This window comes from Thalassospira lucentensis (assembly GCF_011806425.1).
In the GTDB taxonomy this organism is placed as follows: Bacteria; Pseudomonadota; Alphaproteobacteria; order Rhodospirillales; family Thalassospiraceae; genus Thalassospira; species Thalassospira lucentensis_B.
Genome location: NZ_JAATOV010000002.1, coordinates 533,357 through 550,477 on the forward strand (window position 1 = coordinate 533,357; position 17,121 = coordinate 550,477).

Sequence of the window (17,121 nt, forward strand, 5' to 3'; positions counted from 1 at the left end):
CCCGGGTTTTCCGAACAACAGGGGTTTTGGATGTTACGTAATACTTTGCGCGTTTAGCGGAAGGCAGGCTCATCAAGCGAGCGTAATTTGCGCGAGTGGAGCTGATTGACGTCTTCGCGCAGGGTATCAATCGTATCCAGCCCGACTTGAAGATGCTGACCGATACGTTGACGATAGAACGTGTTTGCCATACCCGGCAGTTTAAGCTCCCCATGGACGGGTTTATCCGAAACACACAGCAACGTGCCGTATGGCACGCGGAACCGGAACCCGTTGGCGGCAATGGTCGCGCTTTCCATATCCACCGCAATGGCACGCGATTGGTTAAGGCGGACGAACAGTTCGCTATAACGCAATTCCCAGTTCCGGTTATCGGTCGTGGCGACCGTACCAGTGCGCATACGCGCCTTCATCTCGCGGCCTTTGAGGCCGGTGATTTTGGTTACCGAGTCGGCAAGTGCGACTTGCACCTCAGCAATCGGCGGGACGGGCACCCATAGGGGTAAGTCAGAATCAAGGACATGGTCATCACGGACATAACCATGTGCCAGAACGTAATCGCCCAAAAGCTGACTACGTCGCAAACCGGCACAGTGGCCCAGCATCAACCAGCAATGCGGGCGTAATACCGCAATGTGGTCCGTCGCCGTTTTGGCGTTGGACGGACCCACCCCGATATTGACCAAGGTCACACCAAGCCCGTCTTCGCGGACCAGGTGATAAGATGGCATTTGCGGCAGCTGCGTGCTGGCTTCGCCACTTTCGACCCAGCCTTTGGGGGCATTTTTGCTGACATGGACTTTGGGGCCCGGTTCAACAAAGGCGATATAGGGGCTGCTTGGATCATCAAGTTGTTCTTTGGCGAATTCGATGAATTCGTCAACGTAGCGCTGATAATTGGTAAACAGCACGAACTTTTGGAAATGCTCCGGGGCGGTTGCGGTGTAATGGCGCAAGCGGGCCAGCGAATAATCTACCCGTTCGCCGGAAAACAGCGACAGCGGTTTCGGTCCGCTTGTCACACCGTAATGAACGCCGTTTGCGATATCATCATCGGTCCGCGCCAAATCGGGCATATCGAAAATCATCTGCAACTGACGAATATCCGTCGGCCCGATGCTATCGGTCGCGGTTTCGACCAGGAATGGCAACGGAATAGGACGATCCGATACGCCCACCACAACCGGCACGTCGTGGTTTTTCAGTAAAAGCTCGATCTGTTCGCGGTAATATTCCTCAAACACGTCCGGACGGGTCAGAGTCGTACCATACACACCCGGATCGCGGGGTGCGCCAAATGAAAGCGTGCCTTCAACATGCAGCTTTTCCGGCGTCACTTCGATGCCAAGATACGGGTAATAGGCACGAACGGGGGAAGATTGCTGACCTTCGGCAAAGCGGTCAAAAGCCGCCTGCACGGTTTTCGCACCGTTCGCATAGATTTCTTTAATGCGCTCAAGTGCTTTTTCAGCATCGGTAAATTCAAATAGGTCGCGAACCGACCCGTGAACTTCAGAAACCATAATGGATGCTCCTTTTTGTTATTGTTGTTTGGTTCTATTGTTTTGCCTTTGCATGATTTTGAATGCAATAGCCATAAACAAAAGCCCTTGGAGCGAGAGATTTATCACCGCCCGCCCGTCCTTTGACAACCGAAAACTTTCGCCAAACCGCTCATCAAGGCACATAACCCGCCATCACGATACAATGCATGTCTTGCGCGATCGCAAAGATTACAATCGGTTGCAGAAGGTTATGGGATATATGTCGTGATTATTTTCAATAATTCCAAATGACAGTTTCGAGGCGCTGCAGATAACGGCGATCAAATCGACGCAACGCGCGATGTTCGAAAGGTCATAGAATTTCAATGAAGACAAAAAAAGTGCCGAAACCGGCGAACGGTTTCGGCAATTTCGAGGAGGTGCCTTAGACGTTGAGGGAAAAGACGGTCAACCTCGATGTGCGGTCAATATCTGACCATTGGTCAATAAAGTCAATATAATTTTATAAATTCGTCCATTTAAAATAAGCGTCTCTCAAAAGCAGTCGCCTTCCTTTATTGCGATTTCGCGCAACCTTTTTAGGCGACGATAAGCCGAGAGATCAAATGTCCCATTGTCACCTAGATCGCTTGGATCGATATTTTCCACCACACCAGCTGCTCGTAGGTCACTTTCAACAAGACTTTCAATTTCTTGTTTTTCTTCTTTGTCATCAAGTGTCCCGCGAACATAGGCGAGGATGTCATCCTCGCCATATACCGCAAGAACAGAGCACATTTTACGCAGCCTCCGATACATAACGCGACGCATGTTCGCGTGCTTCAATACGGCCAACCGATTCGCGCAGTTTGCGGCGTGCTCGGCCAACCCGTGATTTCACGGTACCGATCTCGACAGACATCTGATCGGCCGCTTCTTGATAAGAAATTTCGTCAATCGCCGTCAGCATGATTGCCTGACGTTCCTGTTCTGGCAATTCGCCAAGGATACGGTCGGCATCGCGAAGCTGCAGACGTGCCATTTGATTGCTGCCGTGACCGTATACGTCACCCAGATCATCCCAGTCGACCTGCGGGCCACGCGTCTTTTCACGACGCTTGCCTGAAATGAAAGTATTGAAAAGGATCCGGTGCAGCCAAGCTTTGAGGCTTGTGCCTTCTTCGAACTGATCTTTTTTGCTGATGGCTTTTAACAGAGTGTCTTGCACGAGATCTTGTGCCCGGTCGTTGCTGCCAGCCAAACGGTATGCATGGCGGCGCAGGGCGGGAACATGATCTTCGATTTCATTCATAACTTGGTTAGACATCACAACCTCCTTGTTTGATGTCCCAACGGTAACAAACCAAAATAATAAATAAAGTAAAATCGTATAGTTCACTTAGGCAATACAGTGAAGTTGCGGCATGTACACAAGAACATCAATTAACATACTTAACGCATCATAATTAACCGGCTCATATGACATATATAACTTCACATAATTACTTTACATTACTTACGTACGTGACTCTACCTACGACAACTGATCAATATGGTTGTGTTATAGAAGAAACCGAAGTAACGTAAGTTACTCCAAAATTTGTGAACGCGTTGATAATCAATGGCTTCAGGCGGAATCTTCCTCCCCTGACAATGACAGGAACCACTTCGTGCCAGCCTCGAAAAGAACCGAAAAACTACAGATCATGCTTGATGATGGGGAATTGACGCTCATCGATGACTGGCGTTTTAAGCACCGGATGCCAACGCGTGCTGCTGCAATTCGCGAACTGATTCGTCGCGGATTGATCAACGATGAGATCGACGAACCGGAAACAGACGGCAAAACAACGTCTGATTTCCGCATCGAAGCAGAGTAAAAAATTTGCTCTAATCAAAAAAATGGCCCGGCAAATTGCCGGGCCTTTTTCTATTGGGCGATTTAATCAGTCTATTTTTCGACTGATTTGGGCTTTCGCCCCTCAAAGATTCGCGCAACCCCGGCACCGAACCCAAGCACCAATAACCACAATCCGTAATATCGAAGCGCCCGCGATATACCGATGGCGACGAAAAACAGCCACAACGGATAGGCCGCCGCCCCGGCCGCCAAGGCGGCAATTTGCATTGGAACGGGTGCAACACTAATGGCAAACACCACCCAGAAACCGCCATCTTCAAACTGGTTTTGCAATTGCTCGAATTGCGCCTGGCCCCCGGCCATGTCAATTAACGGCTGCGCAAAACTATCAAACAAAAGATACGCCAGCGCATATAAGGCCACCGCACCAGCAACGCTTCCGGCCAAAGTTACTGTCGCCACAATAAAACCGCGCGTACGCGACGCCGCCATAACCGGTGCAATCAGGATTTCAATCGGAATTGGGACAATGGTGGTTTCCATAAAGGACGCCACAGTAATTCCCCATAGTCCTTTGCGTCCCTCTGCAAGTTTGGCAAGACGGTCGCGCCAGACTTTTACGAAATGCATCACTTTCGATGATGATTGCTTTGTTTCTTTGCCTGCCATTTATCTCGCCATTAATTTCGCATCTTAAACGCGATCAAAACGTGATGATCGCATTTAATTAAGCACGTGCATCGAACCGGGCATGTGCGACACATGCGATAGCCTGAAAAAAATACAGCCCGCCACGAGGGCGGGCTGCTTATCTCGGACAGTCATGCCACCGAGTTCAGGTTGTGACGTCTTATTCGGCAGACTCACTGTCCGAGATAGTCTTTTTCGCTTTTTCAAGCGCAGCTACCGTATTCTTCTTTACATCTTCCCAAGTGTCGGCTGATGCATCCTGTGCATCGTCGACAGCATCGCCGAGTTCGTCTGTTGCATCATTCCATGCAGCAGCCATTTCCTCGTAAGCTTCTTCGCTATTCTGCTTCACGTTTTCTGAAGCTTCGTCATAGCTATTGCCAAGCTCATCGGACTGTTCATCAACCCAGGCAAGAAACTCTTCTTTCTGCTCATAGGTGAAGTCCTTGGCGTCTTCATACTGGGCGGCAATTTTATCGCCCATATCTTTCGCATCCGATTTAATCGCTTCGTCGGTTGCCATCGTGTTTGACTGATCGTCGCTTTTTGTCGAGCCGGCATATACAGGGCTCGCAACAACGGCAGACATCATCATCGTACCAACCAACAGTGCAGTCTTGCTAAACATCACAACCTCCAAATTCATATTACGCAGCGCATTTACTTGCGCACTGCTTACGGTATTAAACGGATGCGCCAAAAGAATGTTCCAATTAAGTCGGAATTATTTCGCGGAACTTTTCAAAAATCATCGCGTTTTACCAACATCCCTCGCGACGCAGCGCATGTGTGCGCGTGTCGATTAAAATAAGGACGCTCGAAAAACCAAAGGAGTTTTGAGATGGCCCACGAAAGTATGGAAACTGTCGCCAAGGAATTTCCGGTTGATGCCGGTGTTGATCGCACGGATCGTAAAAAGCTCGCCAAGATGCTGACCCGGATTGTTGGCTCCTCGCACGTTCTATATGCAAAAACCCGTGGTGTTCATTGGAACGTTGTTGGCCCGGCCTTCTATTCGCTCCATAAAATGACCGAAGAGCACTATGAAGACCTAAACACCGCCGTCGATGATATGGCAGAGCGCATCCGCGCAATCGGTTTTGCAGCCCCGATCGGGATTTCGGAAATGATTGAAAATTCCGTGATCGACGATCAGAAAAAACTGCTGCCGGCCCATGAAATGGTCAAGGATCTGGTAGAAGACCATGAAAAAATGGCCCGGCTCATGCGCGAAGGTGTTGCCGCCGCAGACGAGGTCGAGGATGTCAAAACCGCCGACCTTCTGACCGAGCGTATCGGTGTTCATGAAGAAGCCGCGTGGATGTTACGCGCAACAATTTCATAAACTTGCTACACTATGACCGGCGCCTTATCGGGCGCCGGTCATTTTCTTTGTATCAAAGGTGAGCCTCGGTGAAAAATTCGGATCTAACCGGTAAAGTAATTCTGCTGCTAACCAACTCAAAATTGCCTGAGGCTTGGCGCGAAAACGGTGCGCAAGCCTTGCGCGACGTCTTTGAAGATGCCGGATATCAAACGGATCTGACCTTGTGCGACGATCCAAAGAAAATCTGCGACTGCATTGCCAATGAAACCAACCCCGGCGACATCGTTGTCGTTGGCGGCGGTGACGGCACCATGAACGCGGTTCTTGATACGGTCATTGAAAACAAAGTCGTCCTGTTGCCTTTGCCCTTGGGCACGGCCAATGATTTTGCCCGCACCCTGACTCTCCCGGACGAGCCACTGACCGCCGCGCGCGCGGCCATCCACGGACAGATCACGATGCTTGATATCGGCCAGGTCAATGATCAGACCTTTGTGAATGCCGCCAGTATCGGTGTCCCCGCCGATGCGCGCCATCGCATCGACCCGGAATTAAAGCGGACGTTTGGCGCGATCAGCTATGCGGTGGCGAACTGGAAAAGCTGGCAGGAAATGACGCCGATGGAACTTTCGGTCAGCTGCGGCGATGAAGAACCCCAGAAACTTACGCTGCGTCAATTGACCGTCACCAACGGTCGGTATTTTGGCGGTGGCCTGCGCCCCAGTGAAAACACCCGCCCCGACGACGGCAGCCTGCACGTCTTTGCCATCCGGGACACGGTCGACACCCTAAGCGGAATGGATATTGCCGCCGAACTTCTGTTTGGCTCGGTCAATGACAGCAATTACGCCATGACCATGCAATGCAACAAAATCAGCATTACGGGCAATGATGGCGCGCCGATCTTGGCCGATGGTGAAATCATCAGCAAACTTCCGGCCGACTTCACGCTTCACCCTGCAGTCCTGCCGGTTTTTGCCCCTAACACCTTTTTTGATCTGGTCTCGGACAATGCCTCCAAAGAAGGTCAGGCAGACATTCCCCAGCGCGCATTGGTCAATGATATTGCGTGTGACACACAGGATTTGGCGATCCGTCTGGGCGCGATTGTCCCCGTTGCCAAAGACGAGACCCTCAAAGCAGCCTGCCACGATGGCGCGCGGCACCTACGCGATATATCGCGGCAGTTTGAACTGACCCTTCGTCCCTATGGCCTGCCGACCACATCGCCCGATCCGGACCTTCACAGCCTGGAAGAGCTACGTGACAGGGTGATGGGCTGGTTGCTTGATAACGCCGATACACGGCTTGCCAATGGCCTTAAAACGCGTTGTGAGAACCTGCTGGCAGAAATCGACGATCTTGATTTGCCAACCCTGCCCGACGAGCTGCAAACGCCGATGCGCACGCTCAACGACGAAATCGGGCATCTTGGTAACATCTTTGCCAAATTGATCTGATCAGAACTGCGCGAAGATCATCAAACACCCAAACAAAAGGCAGCCCCATTGGCTGCCTTTTTTTAATCGCGTCATCACGAACGCGAGTCGCATCCACCAAGCGGGATCAAGCTTGGCTCCGTACCAAGGGTTCAGGCGTCAGATTTAGCCTTCAGGTTTTTCGCGATAACATCCTCATTCTCTTCACCCCAACGGCAAAGCGAACCCAGTGCATCTGCCAAGCTAAAACCGAATGGTGAAAGCTCATACAGTACGCGTGGGGGAATTTCCTGATAATCGGTGCGCAGGACAACGCCATCGACTTCCAACTCCTTAAGGTGCTGGATCAGCATTTTGTCGCTAACGCCACGAACACAGCGTTTCAGTTCGCCATATCGTCTTGGCTCCTTCGCCAAAAAGAACAAAATCAATGGCTTCCACTTTCCACCGATCACACGCAAGGCAGCATCAAGGCCACAAATGAACGGTTGGATTTCGATTTCTTTGCTGTTTGCCATGTTACTTACTAAAAGGTGCATACTTGTTAAAAAGTATGCTCATCAATATCGTTTTGGTCAACCCTCATTTCGGAGACCAGAAAGATGACTAAGCTTACAGGAAAGACAGCCCTCATCACGGGCGGTGCCAGCGGCATTGGCCTCGCAGCGGCCAAACGTTTCGTTAACGAAGGCGCATTTGTCTATATTTCAGGCCGTCGCAAGGACGTCATCGAAGCTGCTGTTGCAGAAATCGGTGCCTCGGTTCGGGGACTTCAAGCAGACATCACGAACCCAGAAGATCTCGATCGCGTGTTTGAGACTATCCGCACAGAGCGTGAAACGCTGGATGTCCTCTTTGCCAATGCCGGTGTCGGGGAACTCGCCCCACTTGGCGAAATTACCTCTAAACACTTTGATTACGCCTTCGACATCAACGTCAAAGGCACCGTCTTTACCGTCCAAAAGGCCCTGCCACTTCTAACGTCAGGCAGCTCAGTCATTCTGACCGGCTCAACCACCGGGGTCATGGGAACACCCGCGATGAGCATTTACAGCGCATCCAAGGCAGCCGTTCGCAACCTCGTACGGAGCTGGGCGCAGGACCTGCGCGGAACGTCTATTCGCGTGAATGTCCTAAGCCCCGGCCCGACGCAAACCGACAAGATTGACGAACTGCTAACCCCCGAGATCATTGAAAGCCTTGGCAACGGCACCGCACTTGAACGCATGGGAAATCCTGCCGAAGTTGCCGCGGTCGCCGCTTTTCTTGCCTCGGATGACAGCAGCTTCATGACGGGCAGTGAAGTATTCGTTGATGGGGGCTACGCCCAGATCTAATGCAAAGAAGCGACTTCGTTCGTAACGAAGTCGCTTCTGTATTTCTGTGTCGCTTACGGGCATCAAATGCGCGAAACCGGCCTAGTCTTCAAGACCCGCCAAGCTGCGGGCAAAGGACTTGGCTTCGAACGGGCGTAAATCTTCGGCGGCCTCGCCGACACCAATCGCATGGACCGGTTTGCCAAACTTTTCTGCCAAGGCAACAACAACACCGCCCTTGGCGGTGCCATCAAGCTTGGTGACAATCAACCCACTGACATTTGTCGCCTGGGAAAAAGTTTCGACCTGAGAATGGGCGTTTTGCCCCGTCGTGGCATCAAGCACCAAGATTGTATCATGCGGGGCCGTTTCATCGCGCTTGGTGATCACCCGGACGACCTTTTTAAGCTCATCCATCAGGTGCGCCTTATTTTGCAGGCGACCGGCGGTATCAATCAACAGAACGTCATAACCTTCGCGTTTTGCTTGATCAATCGCATCAAATGCAAGTCCGGCGGCATCCGCCCCCGTATCGCGCCAAACAACCGGGCAATCGGTCCGCTCGCCCCAGACCTTAAGCTGATCAACAGCCGCGGCACGGAACGTATCGCCCGCCGCCATCATGACTTTCAAGCCCTGATCTTTATAGGTCTTGGCAAGCTTGCCAATCGTTGTCGTCTTGCCAGAGCCATTCACCCCGACCACCAAAACCACATGCGGCTTTTTGTCCGGGTCAATCACCAAGGGTTTGGCAATTGGCTCGAGAATTTTGGCGACTTCGTCGGCAATGAATTGTTGGATTTCAGCAGAATCGACTTCTTTGTCGAACCGGGTTTTGGAAAGTTCCGCGCTTAATTTGGCTGCGGTTGTAACACCCAGATCTGACGTAATCAGAAGATCTTCGAATTCTTCAAGCGCTTCATCATCAAGACGGCGCTTGGTGAAGATATCGGCAATCCCGGTCGTCAGCTTTGAGGAGGAGCGTTTCAGCCCGTTTTTCAACCGGGCAAACCAGCTTGTCTTCCCCTCTTCACTCATCCCGCAAGCTCCGCTATCAGTTTTCCATCTTCAAGACCAATGACTTTGGCCTTGGCTATTGTGCCTGCTTCTATCACGCGATCGAGGATAACGGGAGCAAAATGCTCCGTATGGCCGGTATTTTCCTTTTCAACCAATACATTCTCGATCATGCCGATGCGTGATTTCAAAAATGCATTAAGCTGAATGTCCCCGGCTGCGCGCAAAGCCGCCGCGCGGTCCTTGCGGATTTCCTTGCGCACTTGCGGCATTTTGGCCGCCGGTGTGCCCGGTCGCGATGAATAGGGAAATACATGCAGGTAAATCAGCCCGCATTCATCCACAAGACGCAGGGTATTTTCCGCCATCTCGTCGGTTTCCGTCGGGAAACCGGCGATGATATCCGCCCCGAATGTAACATCAGGCCGCAGATCTCGCACTTTTTGACAGAAATCGACAACGTCCTGGCGCAAATGGCGGCGCTTCATGCGTTTCAGAACCATGTCATCGCCCGCCTGCAAGCTGATATGCATATGCGGCATCAGGCGCGGTTCGGTTTCGATCAAACGAAACAGATCTTCGTCAACTTCGACCGGATCAATTGATGAAATACGCAAACGCGGCAGTTCTGGCACCTGCGCCAACAACCGACGCGACATCTGGCCCAAGGTCGGCTTGCCCGGCAAGTCATGACCATAGGACGTGATATCCACCCCGGTCAGAACAACTTCGCCATATCCGTTGGCGACAAGTTCACGTACCTGACTGACGATTTCGCCCATCGGCACACTGCGCGAATTACCGCGACCAAACGGGATAATGCAAAACGTGCAACGATGATCGCAGCCATTTTGAACCTGCACAAACGCACGCGCCCGGCCCTCAAAGCCCGACACAAGATGGCTTGCCGTTTCTTCGACCGACATGATGTCATTCACGACAACACGTTCATGATCGGGCAGCATGAATGTTTCGGCCTTCATTTTGGCATCGTTGCCAAAAATACGGTCGATTTCGCCCATCTTGGAAAATTTCTCAGGATTGACTTGAACCGCGCAGCCGGTCACGAAAATTTTGGCATCCGGGTTTTCACGACGCAGGCGGCGAATGCTTTGCCGCGCCTGACGTTCGGCCTCGGTCGTGACCGCACAGGTATTGATAATGATCGCATCATCAAGGCCTGCATTTTTGGCATGGTCGCGCATCACCTCGGATTCATAGGTGTTCAGGCGACAACCAAATGTAACAACACGCGGTTCTTTGATGCTCGACATTTTGCGATCAATCTCAGGTTCGGGAAATATTCCGCCGATGCATCCCATATGATGCAAAAGCACGGAACGCCCGGCAAAGTCACATGACCTTACCGGGCGCTGGTTACATACGCTTTTGAACCATTCAATGCAAGGCCCGCCCTACTCATGGCACGCATGCACGAACATCGCAAACCCGCGAAACATCAACCATCACGACGGGTATCTGCGCGGTGCTGTCACCAAAATTGGAACCGAAACCCAAAATACCGCCAATAGAACCAATTTGGCGGTAGATGGCATTACCCGTTGGCGGTCTGCCCCAATTCGGCCTCGACCACATTTAACCAATATGCGACGCCGTACGGGATCAGATCATCGCTAAAATCAAATTTGGGCGTATGCACGAAATGGGAATCGGGGCCGTCGCCATTGCCAATCATCACATAGGCACCCGGCACTTTTTCAAGCATGAAGGAAAAATCTTCGCTACCACCAACCGCATCGCATTCGCCATCAACAAGCTTGTCACCAACAGCCTGTTTTGCGGCGCGCACGGCAAGGTCGGTTTCACTTGCGTGGTTAACCAACGGCGGATAGCGACGAATGAATTTGTATTGTGCTTCAACCCCGTGGGCTGTCGCCATACCGGCGGCCAATTCACCAATCCGCTTTTCCAAAACATCCCGATATTGCGGCTTAAAGCTGCGTGCCGTGCCACGGACCAAAACGCTGGACGGAATGATGTTTGGGCTGTCAAAGGCACCGGCCTGCATATGACCAACACTGATCACGGCCTGATCATTCGATGGGATATTGCGCGAAATGATGTTTGACAGGCTGGCAATAAAATCGCCCGCCGCAACCGTTGGGTCGGTCGCCGTATGGGGCATCGCGCCATGTCCGCCCGTCCCGCAGAAGGTGACTTCCCATGTATCACCCGCTGGCATCATTGCACCCGGGCGGGTTTTCACCATGCCAAGCGGCTCACACGGACCATTGTGAACGCCATACACCGCGTCACATTCAAACAGCTCAAACAAGCCATCATTGATCATGACGCGCGCACCACCCTGCCCTTCTTCGGCGGGCTGGAAGATCAAATAAACCGTTCCTGCAAAGTCCGGGTTTTGGGCAAGTTTCTCCGCTGCCCCCAGTAACATGGTGGTGTGCCCATCATGACCGCACGCATGCATTTTACCGGGTACTTTTGACGCGTAAGGCAGGCCTGTCTGTTCCTCGATAAACAAGGCATCCATATCGGCGCGCAATCCAATTTTGCGATTGCCTTCATGGCGTCCCTTAACCGTGGCAACAACGCCGGTCCCCGCAAGGCCGCGATGCACCGGAAGACCAAGGTTTTCAAGAAACGCCGCAACCAGATCCGACGTTCTTTCTTCTTCAAACGCGGTTTCGGGATGCTCGTGAATATCGTGACGGATCGCAACCAACCGAGACAGAAACTCTGTTTCGGCTGCAATGCTATCAGCATTAATCGCAGACATGTCAGTCCTTATCGCTGGAGGTATTTTTGTGGGTAAGAAAGGCTGATATCTGTGCCAAACCGTGGATAAATATCGCACAGATAAAAATCGGCACCGTGACGGCAACGAAGATGGTTGGCATGTCAAAAGTTTCCGCCTTGGTCACAAGGCTACGTGCCAGAAACGAACGTGCGGTGTTCATGCCCGGCCCATAGAAACAATACCAAAGTACCGGTGCCAAAAAGATCAAAACACTGGCGGCACGCACGGTTCCCGCGACAAGCCGAACACCCCGTCCAGCCCTGTCGGGTATGTGGAACAATGCCGGGTCAAACTTGGCCTTAAAGGCGACACTCGCCCCCAAGAGCCCGACCCAGACCATCGCATAACGTGCCACTTCCTCGGTCCATGCAGGTGGGGAGGCAAAGCCATAACGTGCAGCAACCTGCAGGCAAATCGCCCCCACCATCACACAGACGAAAAAGCCGGCTGTCACGCGCAAGATACCATCCAGTTTGTCGCTGATCAGGCACAAGATATCGGCGATTGATTTCATTGAATTATTTCCTGCGACGATGACAAAGACCGATTTACTTCATGTATTCTTCAATGAAGGCGATGTTTTCAGGTGCGGCTGCATCGGCCCAAACGGATTTGGTCGCCGCCACAAACTTCTCGCGTTCGCCGGCTTTAAGCGGGGTAATTTCGATGCCACCATCGACAATCATTTTCTCAAACGTCGGGATCTGTTTGTTCGCCCACTTACGGTTTTCTTCAACACCGTCGCGCACGGCCTGATCGACAAAGCCCTTTGTTTCGTCATCAAGCGACGCGTACCAATCTTCTGACAGGAAAACGACTTTCGGAACTGGACCCGCATCAAGCGGCGTGAAGTAGCTCAAAAGATCCACCTGACCGGCGGCAACAACGGTTGATGGCGGGTTCAAGTGGCCTTCGGCAACGCCGGTCTGAAGGGCTGCTGGCGTTTCGGACCAGCTAACGATCGTTGCCTTTGCGCCCCAGGATTCAAACACCTTTACCTGATCGCCATTTTGCGCGCGCAGGCGCAGGGATTTGACGTCATCAATCGTGGTAACAGGATGGGAAATGTTAAACAGACCAAGCGTGCCACCGCGCATCGCGAACCCGGCAACCCGAAGACCCAAAACAGATGCTTCTTCGTTGACTTTGTCTAATGCGCCGGATTTGGCGATGACATCATCAAATTGCTGATCAACGGAAAACAGGAACGGCAAAAACAAGGTTCGTGAAAATTCAGACGCCTTAAACAACGATCCGACATTACCGATATTGACGTTAATCAGACCTTGGGAAACCTGATCAAAACGATCCGCTTCCTTACCCATGCTGTTTGACGGATGAATGGACGTCTCAATGCCATGTTTTTTCAGGCTTTCTGAAAAGGCATTAATGAAAACATATTCAGCATCGGTCTGAAGATTTTCCTGACCGGCAAATGCAATGACGACCGGTTCCGCCGCATAGGCATTGATGGATAAGACCAAGCTGCCAACAGCAGCACAGCAAAGTGCCTTGAATTTTTTCACGATAATTTTTCCCTGATTTATTCTCAATTGATTAGGCCAAGATACCGCGGCAACGCCAAGCTCACCGCAGGCACGTAGATCAAAACCCCAAGCAGAACGAGTTCCACCAAAAGGAAGGGCAAAACGGCGCGCATCAGGCGCCAGTATCCGATATTCACAACCGTCGAAAGGACAAGAAGCACCCCACCTAGCGGCGGCGTCAAAAGGCCAACCGTCAGGTTAAACCCAACCAGGATGCCCATATGGGTCGGATCAACACCAAGCTGGATTGCCGGCGGAATAAGCAGTGGGCCAAGCAACGCAACCGCGGCCTTCACATCCATAATCATCCCGGCCAAAAGAAAGATGATGTTGAGCAAAACCATATAACCGGTCACGCCCAGTCCAAGATCACCAATCAGCGCGACCATCTTTTGCGGGACTTGCTCGATCGAGGTCAGATAGCCAAAGGTCGCAATCGCAACCAGAATGACGAATACCGCGCCCGACAAAATGACGGTGCGATTGATCGCCTCAAACACATCGCGCAGGGCCAAGCGACGATAAAAGATCCCCACCAAAAGTGCGGCCAAGGCGGCCACCCCTGCGGCCTCGGCCGGGGTCATAAAGCCAAACAAAATGCCGCTTAAAATGATCGCAGGCAGGCAAAGTGCGGGAAGAGCCGCAAACATGGACGAGAAGAATGGCGGGATATCCGAACCTTTGCCGCCCGGATGGTTGTGACGATGGGCCATGATGGCATTCACGCCCATCAATACCCCGGCCAATAACAGTCCCGGCACAATACCAGCGGCAAACAACGCTACAACCGAGGTGTTTAACAACGCCCCATAGAAAATAAGAATAATGGACGGTGGAATGATCGGCCCAATGATCGAAGACGCGGCTGTCACCGCCGCGGCGTAATCGCGCGTATAGCCCTGCTTTTCCATCACCGGGACCAACGTATTGCCAAGGGCCGCGGCATCCGCGGTTGCCGATCCCGACACACCGGCAAAGAACACCGATGTCAAAATATTGACGTGACCAAGCCCGCCTTTAAACCGCCCCAACATCGACATCGAAAACCGGATCAGGGCATCAGTCACCCCGCCCCGGTTCATCAACTCGCCGGTCAGAATAAAAAGCGGCATTGCCAGAAACGCAAAAACGTCAAGCTGGCCCATCACACGCTGCGGAAGAGCAGCAAGATAGCGACCATGGTCTTCTGTGAAGAACGCAATCACCGTTGCGCTTCCAACGAAATAGGCAATTGCACTGCCCGAGACGAGGGCAGCAATAAGGAATATGGCGGGCAATGCGATCATCGGGGTCTCCTTTTGTAAAAGGATGACCTTTGATCAAATTATTTCAATGACATAATTTTATTTAAACTATAGCTTTGAGCTATAGGTGTCATTGATAATCAACACTTATTCTGACTTAAAACATCTTTGGTTTTACAAATATCCCTGCTATTCAGCTGCGTTTCAATACCGCCGTGCAATAGACGCCAAGGTAATTGAAAGAGAAACGTGTTTGATATGAATAAAAAAAAGTCAAACGACTAAATTATAAGCAGATCACATTGGGATTTAGGGGCGCTGTCTGGCCGATTCTCAAACCGGCTAGAATGGCAAAACAGGAAAACGGGGGCTTCGTTGCAGGGTATAAACCTTCATCGCTTACAGATTTTTCGAACGGTGTTTGAACTTTCAAACATCAGTTCCGCCGCGCGGAAAATTAACCTGGCCCAACCCACCATCAGTAAACATCTTGCCATTTTCGAAGATGAACTTGGCATTAAGCTGTTTACCAACAATGCCGGGCGCATCGAACCAACATGGGAAGCCCAACGTCTTTATGCTGAAACCGGAAAGCTGTTCGAACGGGTCGCGCAAGTTGATCAAACCGTTGATTCGATCCGTCGCGGTGCGGATGAATCCCTGCGCATCATGTCGATCATGACCCTTTCCATGTCGATCATCCCAGATGCGGTTGGCGAACTTTATAACAAGCTACCCAGCCTTGATATCGCGCTTGAAGGTGGCGGCGCCATTGCCCAGTTGCTCGCCCTTCGATCCGGGACAACCGATGTGGCGGTTGGTGGCCTGTTGCCGCCCAGCCCAGATTTACGTCAGCAAAGCTTTGGCAAATGTCGTTTGGTTGCCGCCATCCCCAACGGTCACCCGCTGGCCAAAGAACGCGAGATTAATCTTGATATGCTTGGGCAATTCGAATGCATTCTGCCAAACCCAAAGGCCCCGTTGGGACAGAAGTTTTACGAAACAATCAGCCGCCATGGCGTAACGCCGAAACGAACGATTTCCGCCCATTCGCTTGTCTTTGCGGTTGGCTTGGCCAAAACCACAGGGCGCTACACGATTGTCGATGAATTGACCGCACGCGATTTTGCCACAGAGGGGCTGGTCTGCCGCCCCATCACCCCCACCATCGAAGTCGAATTGGCGACAATCGAACTTGCTGGCGCCCCACGACGCAACAGTGTGGCCGTATTTCAAAAGGCATTGGCACGGGTATTTGCACGCCACATGAAGCCCTAAGGCCGCAAGCGGATACAGCAAACCCGATAAGCCTTACAAATCGCACGACCTTAATTGGGCTGATTAGCTCAGAAATAACGCCTATTCGGCGGCAAAGTGCCGGTTGCGGCCATCTTTTTTTGCACGGTAAAGCGCATTATCGGCTCGATCGATCAGTTTGGCACCGCCTTCATTGGCAACATATTGCGCCGCCCCGACTGAAACGGTCATATGGCCATAAGAAGTGCCGGAATGCTTTGCCTTGATCTCACACGCGGCGATCCTTTTGCGCATATCCTCGGCGATATGCATCGCGTCATCCAACGAGGTATGATTAAGCAAAATTGCAAACTCATCCCCGCCATACCGCGCCACAATATCCCGGCCCTTGATATTGGCCTTCAGCATGGATGCGATCAGAACCAGAATTTCGTCGCCGATACGATGACCAAACTGGTCATTCACGGCTTTAAACTGATCAAGATCGACCATCATGACGCAAAACGGGTCGGGTGTTTCGCTGCTGTCATAGTCTGCGGCAAGCTTGAAAAGCTGTTCTTCGAAATGCATTCGGTTCGATACACGGGTCAGACCGTCGGTATAGGACCGCTCCCGGGTTTCATCGAGTTCGCGCTGAAGCAAAACAACACGTTTAAGATACCCATCAAGACGCTGATGCAGGGTATCAATCGTTGTTTTCATGCCCTTGGTCTGGGTCGCAAGCTCAGACAGAACCGGACTGACATGCGCGTGATCAGAAAGGGTTTCCAACGACTGATCCAGCAACTCGCCGTAATTGCGCATATCTGCACGCGCCGTTGTCAGGCAATCGTCGCTGTTTTCAATCAAGTGGAAAAAGTCTTCCATGCCACGCTGAAGAAAATCGGCGGCCTGTCGGTCAAAGATATACCGGTAATAAAGCTGCAGAAGAGTCTCTTCGTCGAGCTCCTCTCCCCCCGCCTTCACCGCATTTATGACGCGCAGGATTTCCGGATTGTCATCGGCATAGTAAATAAACCACACATGATAAAGCTCCGGCGTGGGGCGCAAACCCCGGTCACGCAAAGCTTTTAGCGTCGCGTCGGCGTATTCCCAATACTGGGCAATATGGTCATGCGTCGTCGACACAACGGCGGCTCCGTATCTCGTTAATCACGACA

At 51.8% G+C, this 17,121-nt stretch carries 18 protein-coding genes; 5 read left to right on the plus strand and 13 right to left on the minus strand.

The genetic code is table 11. From position 1 onward, the window contains the following. Positions 1-53 precede the first annotated feature (53 nt). From HCZ99_RS08020 to HCZ99_RS08030, 3 genes are all read right to left on the minus strand, one after another. Positions 54-1,523, minus strand: coding sequence for an AMP nucleosidase (locus HCZ99_RS08020; RefSeq protein WP_167446417.1), 1,470 nt, complete (start codon positions 1,521-1,523; stop codon positions 54-56). Positions 1,524-2,039: 516 nt separating this feature from the next. Then, on the minus strand, positions 2,040-2,282 hold the full coding sequence (locus HCZ99_RS08025; protein ID WP_167446418.1) for a hypothetical protein: 243 nt from the start codon (positions 2,280-2,282) through the stop codon (positions 2,040-2,042). A 1-nt stretch (position 2,283) separates the two neighbouring features. Beyond that, a complete protein-coding gene (locus tag HCZ99_RS08030) occupies positions 2,284-2,811 on the minus strand; it encodes a sigma-70 family RNA polymerase sigma factor (protein WP_167446419.1) in 528 nt (175 codons plus the stop codon). 343 nt (positions 2,812-3,154) lie between these two features. Between HCZ99_RS08030 and HCZ99_RS08035 the strand changes: the two genes are divergently transcribed. Continuing rightward, the gene (locus HCZ99_RS08035; protein WP_167446002.1) at positions 3,155-3,364 is read left to right on the plus strand and encodes a hypothetical protein; all 210 of its coding nucleotides are present in this window, start codon (positions 3,155-3,157) and stop codon (positions 3,362-3,364) included. A 71-nt stretch (positions 3,365-3,435) separates the two neighbouring features. Here HCZ99_RS08035 and HCZ99_RS08040 read toward each other — a convergent pair whose 3' ends face one another. Next, positions 3,436-4,014, minus strand: coding sequence for a YqaA family protein (locus HCZ99_RS08040; protein ID WP_167446420.1), 579 nt, complete (start codon positions 4,012-4,014; stop codon positions 3,436-3,438). 181 nt (positions 4,015-4,195) lie between these two features. Further along, positions 4,196-4,663, minus strand: a complete 468-nt coding sequence (locus tag HCZ99_RS08045) for a hypothetical protein (RefSeq protein ID WP_167446421.1) — start codon at positions 4,661-4,663, stop codon at positions 4,196-4,198. A gap of 213 nt (positions 4,664-4,876) precedes the next feature. Here HCZ99_RS08045 and HCZ99_RS08050 point away from each other — a divergent pair, with 213 nt between their 5' ends. Both HCZ99_RS08050 and HCZ99_RS08055 read left to right on the plus strand, forming a co-directional pair. After that, a complete protein-coding gene (locus HCZ99_RS08050; RefSeq protein ID WP_167446422.1) occupies positions 4,877-5,380 on the plus strand; it encodes a Dps family protein in 504 nt (167 codons plus the stop codon). A 68-nt stretch (positions 5,381-5,448) separates the two neighbouring features. Next, entirely contained in the window at positions 5,449-6,822 is a 1,374-nt protein-coding gene (locus HCZ99_RS08055; RefSeq protein WP_167446423.1) for a diacylglycerol/lipid kinase family protein, read from the plus strand. Positions 6,823-6,953: 131 nt separating this feature from the next. Here HCZ99_RS08055 and HCZ99_RS08060 read toward each other — a convergent pair whose 3' ends face one another. Then, on the minus strand, positions 6,954-7,319 hold the full coding sequence (locus HCZ99_RS08060) for a winged helix-turn-helix transcriptional regulator (RefSeq protein WP_217701473.1): 366 nt from the start codon (positions 7,317-7,319) through the stop codon (positions 6,954-6,956). Between the two features lie 84 nt (positions 7,320-7,403). Between HCZ99_RS08060 and HCZ99_RS08065 the strand changes: the two genes are divergently transcribed. Next, positions 7,404-8,138, plus strand: coding sequence for an SDR family NAD(P)-dependent oxidoreductase (locus HCZ99_RS08065; RefSeq protein WP_167446425.1), 735 nt, complete (start codon positions 7,404-7,406; stop codon positions 8,136-8,138). A gap of 81 nt (positions 8,139-8,219) precedes the next feature. Here HCZ99_RS08065 and ftsY read toward each other — a convergent pair whose 3' ends face one another. From ftsY to HCZ99_RS08095, 6 genes are all read right to left on the minus strand, one after another. Continuing rightward, the gene (gene ftsY / locus HCZ99_RS08070; protein WP_167446426.1) at positions 8,220-9,155 is read right to left on the minus strand and encodes a signal recognition particle-docking protein FtsY; all 936 of its coding nucleotides are present in this window, start codon (positions 9,153-9,155) and stop codon (positions 8,220-8,222) included. Then, complete coding sequence (gene mtaB, locus HCZ99_RS08075; RefSeq protein WP_167446427.1) at positions 9,152-10,408, minus strand: tRNA (N(6)-L-threonylcarbamoyladenosine(37)-C(2))-methylthiotransferase MtaB; 1,257 nt, start codon at positions 10,406-10,408, stop codon at positions 9,152-9,154. Before mtaB ends, ftsY begins: the two co-directional genes overlap by 4 nt. A gap of 281 nt (positions 10,409-10,689) precedes the next feature. After that, entirely contained in the window at positions 10,690-11,892 is a 1,203-nt protein-coding gene (locus tag HCZ99_RS08080; RefSeq protein ID WP_167446428.1) for a M20 aminoacylase family protein, read from the minus strand. Between the two features lies 1 nt (position 11,893). Beyond that, positions 11,894-12,427: a TRAP transporter small permease gene (locus HCZ99_RS08085; protein ID WP_167446429.1), complete on the minus strand. Its 534-nt coding sequence runs from the start codon at positions 12,425-12,427 to the stop codon at positions 11,894-11,896. A gap of 34 nt (positions 12,428-12,461) precedes the next feature. Then, on the minus strand, positions 12,462-13,439 hold the full coding sequence (locus tag HCZ99_RS08090) for a TRAP transporter substrate-binding protein (protein WP_217701474.1): 978 nt from the start codon (positions 13,437-13,439) through the stop codon (positions 12,462-12,464). 23 nt (positions 13,440-13,462) lie between these two features. Beyond that, a complete protein-coding gene (locus tag HCZ99_RS08095) occupies positions 13,463-14,746 on the minus strand; it encodes a TRAP transporter large permease (protein WP_167446430.1) in 1,284 nt (427 codons plus the stop codon). A 333-nt stretch (positions 14,747-15,079) separates the two neighbouring features. Between HCZ99_RS08095 and HCZ99_RS08100 the strand changes: the two genes are divergently transcribed. Next, complete coding sequence (locus HCZ99_RS08100; protein WP_254869518.1) at positions 15,080-15,982, plus strand: LysR family transcriptional regulator; 903 nt, start codon at positions 15,080-15,082, stop codon at positions 15,980-15,982. Between the two features lie 81 nt (positions 15,983-16,063). Here the strand turns inward: HCZ99_RS08100 and HCZ99_RS20890 are convergent, their stop codons facing one another. Then, positions 16,064-17,089 carry a GGDEF domain-containing protein gene (locus HCZ99_RS20890; RefSeq protein WP_167446432.1) on the minus strand — a complete coding sequence of 342 codons (1,026 nt, stop codon included), beginning with the start codon at positions 17,087-17,089 and terminating at the stop codon, positions 16,064-16,066. Positions 17,090-17,121: the final 32 nt, after the last annotated feature.

What these genes read in the sequence shown, in the direction of transcription:
- HCZ99_RS08085 (WP_167446429.1), bottom strand. Translation starts at nt 12,427, where the DNA reads ATGAAATCAATCGCCGATATCTTGTGCCTGATCAGCGACAAACTGGAT.
- HCZ99_RS08095 (WP_167446430.1), bottom strand. Translation starts at nt 14,746, where the DNA reads ATGATCGCATTGCCCGCCATATTCCTTATTGCTGCCCTCGTCTCGGGC.
- HCZ99_RS08025 (WP_167446418.1), bottom strand. Translation starts at nt 2,282, where the DNA reads ATGTGCTCTGTTCTTGCGGTATATGGCGAGGATGACATCCTCGCCTAT.
- mtaB (WP_167446427.1), bottom strand. Translation starts at nt 10,408, where the DNA reads ATGTCGAGCATCAAAGAACCGCGTGTTGTTACATTTGGTTGTCGCCTG.
- HCZ99_RS08050 (WP_167446422.1), top strand. Translation starts at nt 4,877, where the DNA reads ATGGCCCACGAAAGTATGGAAACTGTCGCCAAGGAATTTCCGGTTGAT.
- HCZ99_RS08030 (WP_167446419.1), bottom strand. Translation starts at nt 2,811, where the DNA reads ATGTCTAACCAAGTTATGAATGAAATCGAAGATCATGTTCCCGCCCTG.
- HCZ99_RS08080 (WP_167446428.1), bottom strand. Translation starts at nt 11,892, where the DNA reads ATGTCTGCGATTAATGCTGATAGCATTGCAGCCGAAACAGAGTTTCTG.
- HCZ99_RS08065 (WP_167446425.1), top strand. Translation starts at nt 7,404, where the DNA reads ATGACTAAGCTTACAGGAAAGACAGCCCTCATCACGGGCGGTGCCAGC.
- HCZ99_RS08060 (WP_217701473.1), bottom strand. Translation starts at nt 7,319, where the DNA reads ATGGCAAACAGCAAAGAAATCGAAATCCAACCGTTCATTTGTGGCCTT.
- ftsY (WP_167446426.1), bottom strand. Translation starts at nt 9,155, where the DNA reads ATGAGTGAAGAGGGGAAGACAAGCTGGTTTGCCCGGTTGAAAAACGGG.
- HCZ99_RS08040 (WP_167446420.1), bottom strand. Translation starts at nt 4,014, where the DNA reads ATGGCAGGCAAAGAAACAAAGCAATCATCATCGAAAGTGATGCATTTC.
- HCZ99_RS08045 (WP_167446421.1), bottom strand. Translation starts at nt 4,663, where the DNA reads ATGTTTAGCAAGACTGCACTGTTGGTTGGTACGATGATGATGTCTGCC.
- HCZ99_RS08020 (WP_167446417.1), bottom strand. Translation starts at nt 1,523, where the DNA reads ATGGTTTCTGAAGTTCACGGGTCGGTTCGCGACCTATTTGAATTTACC.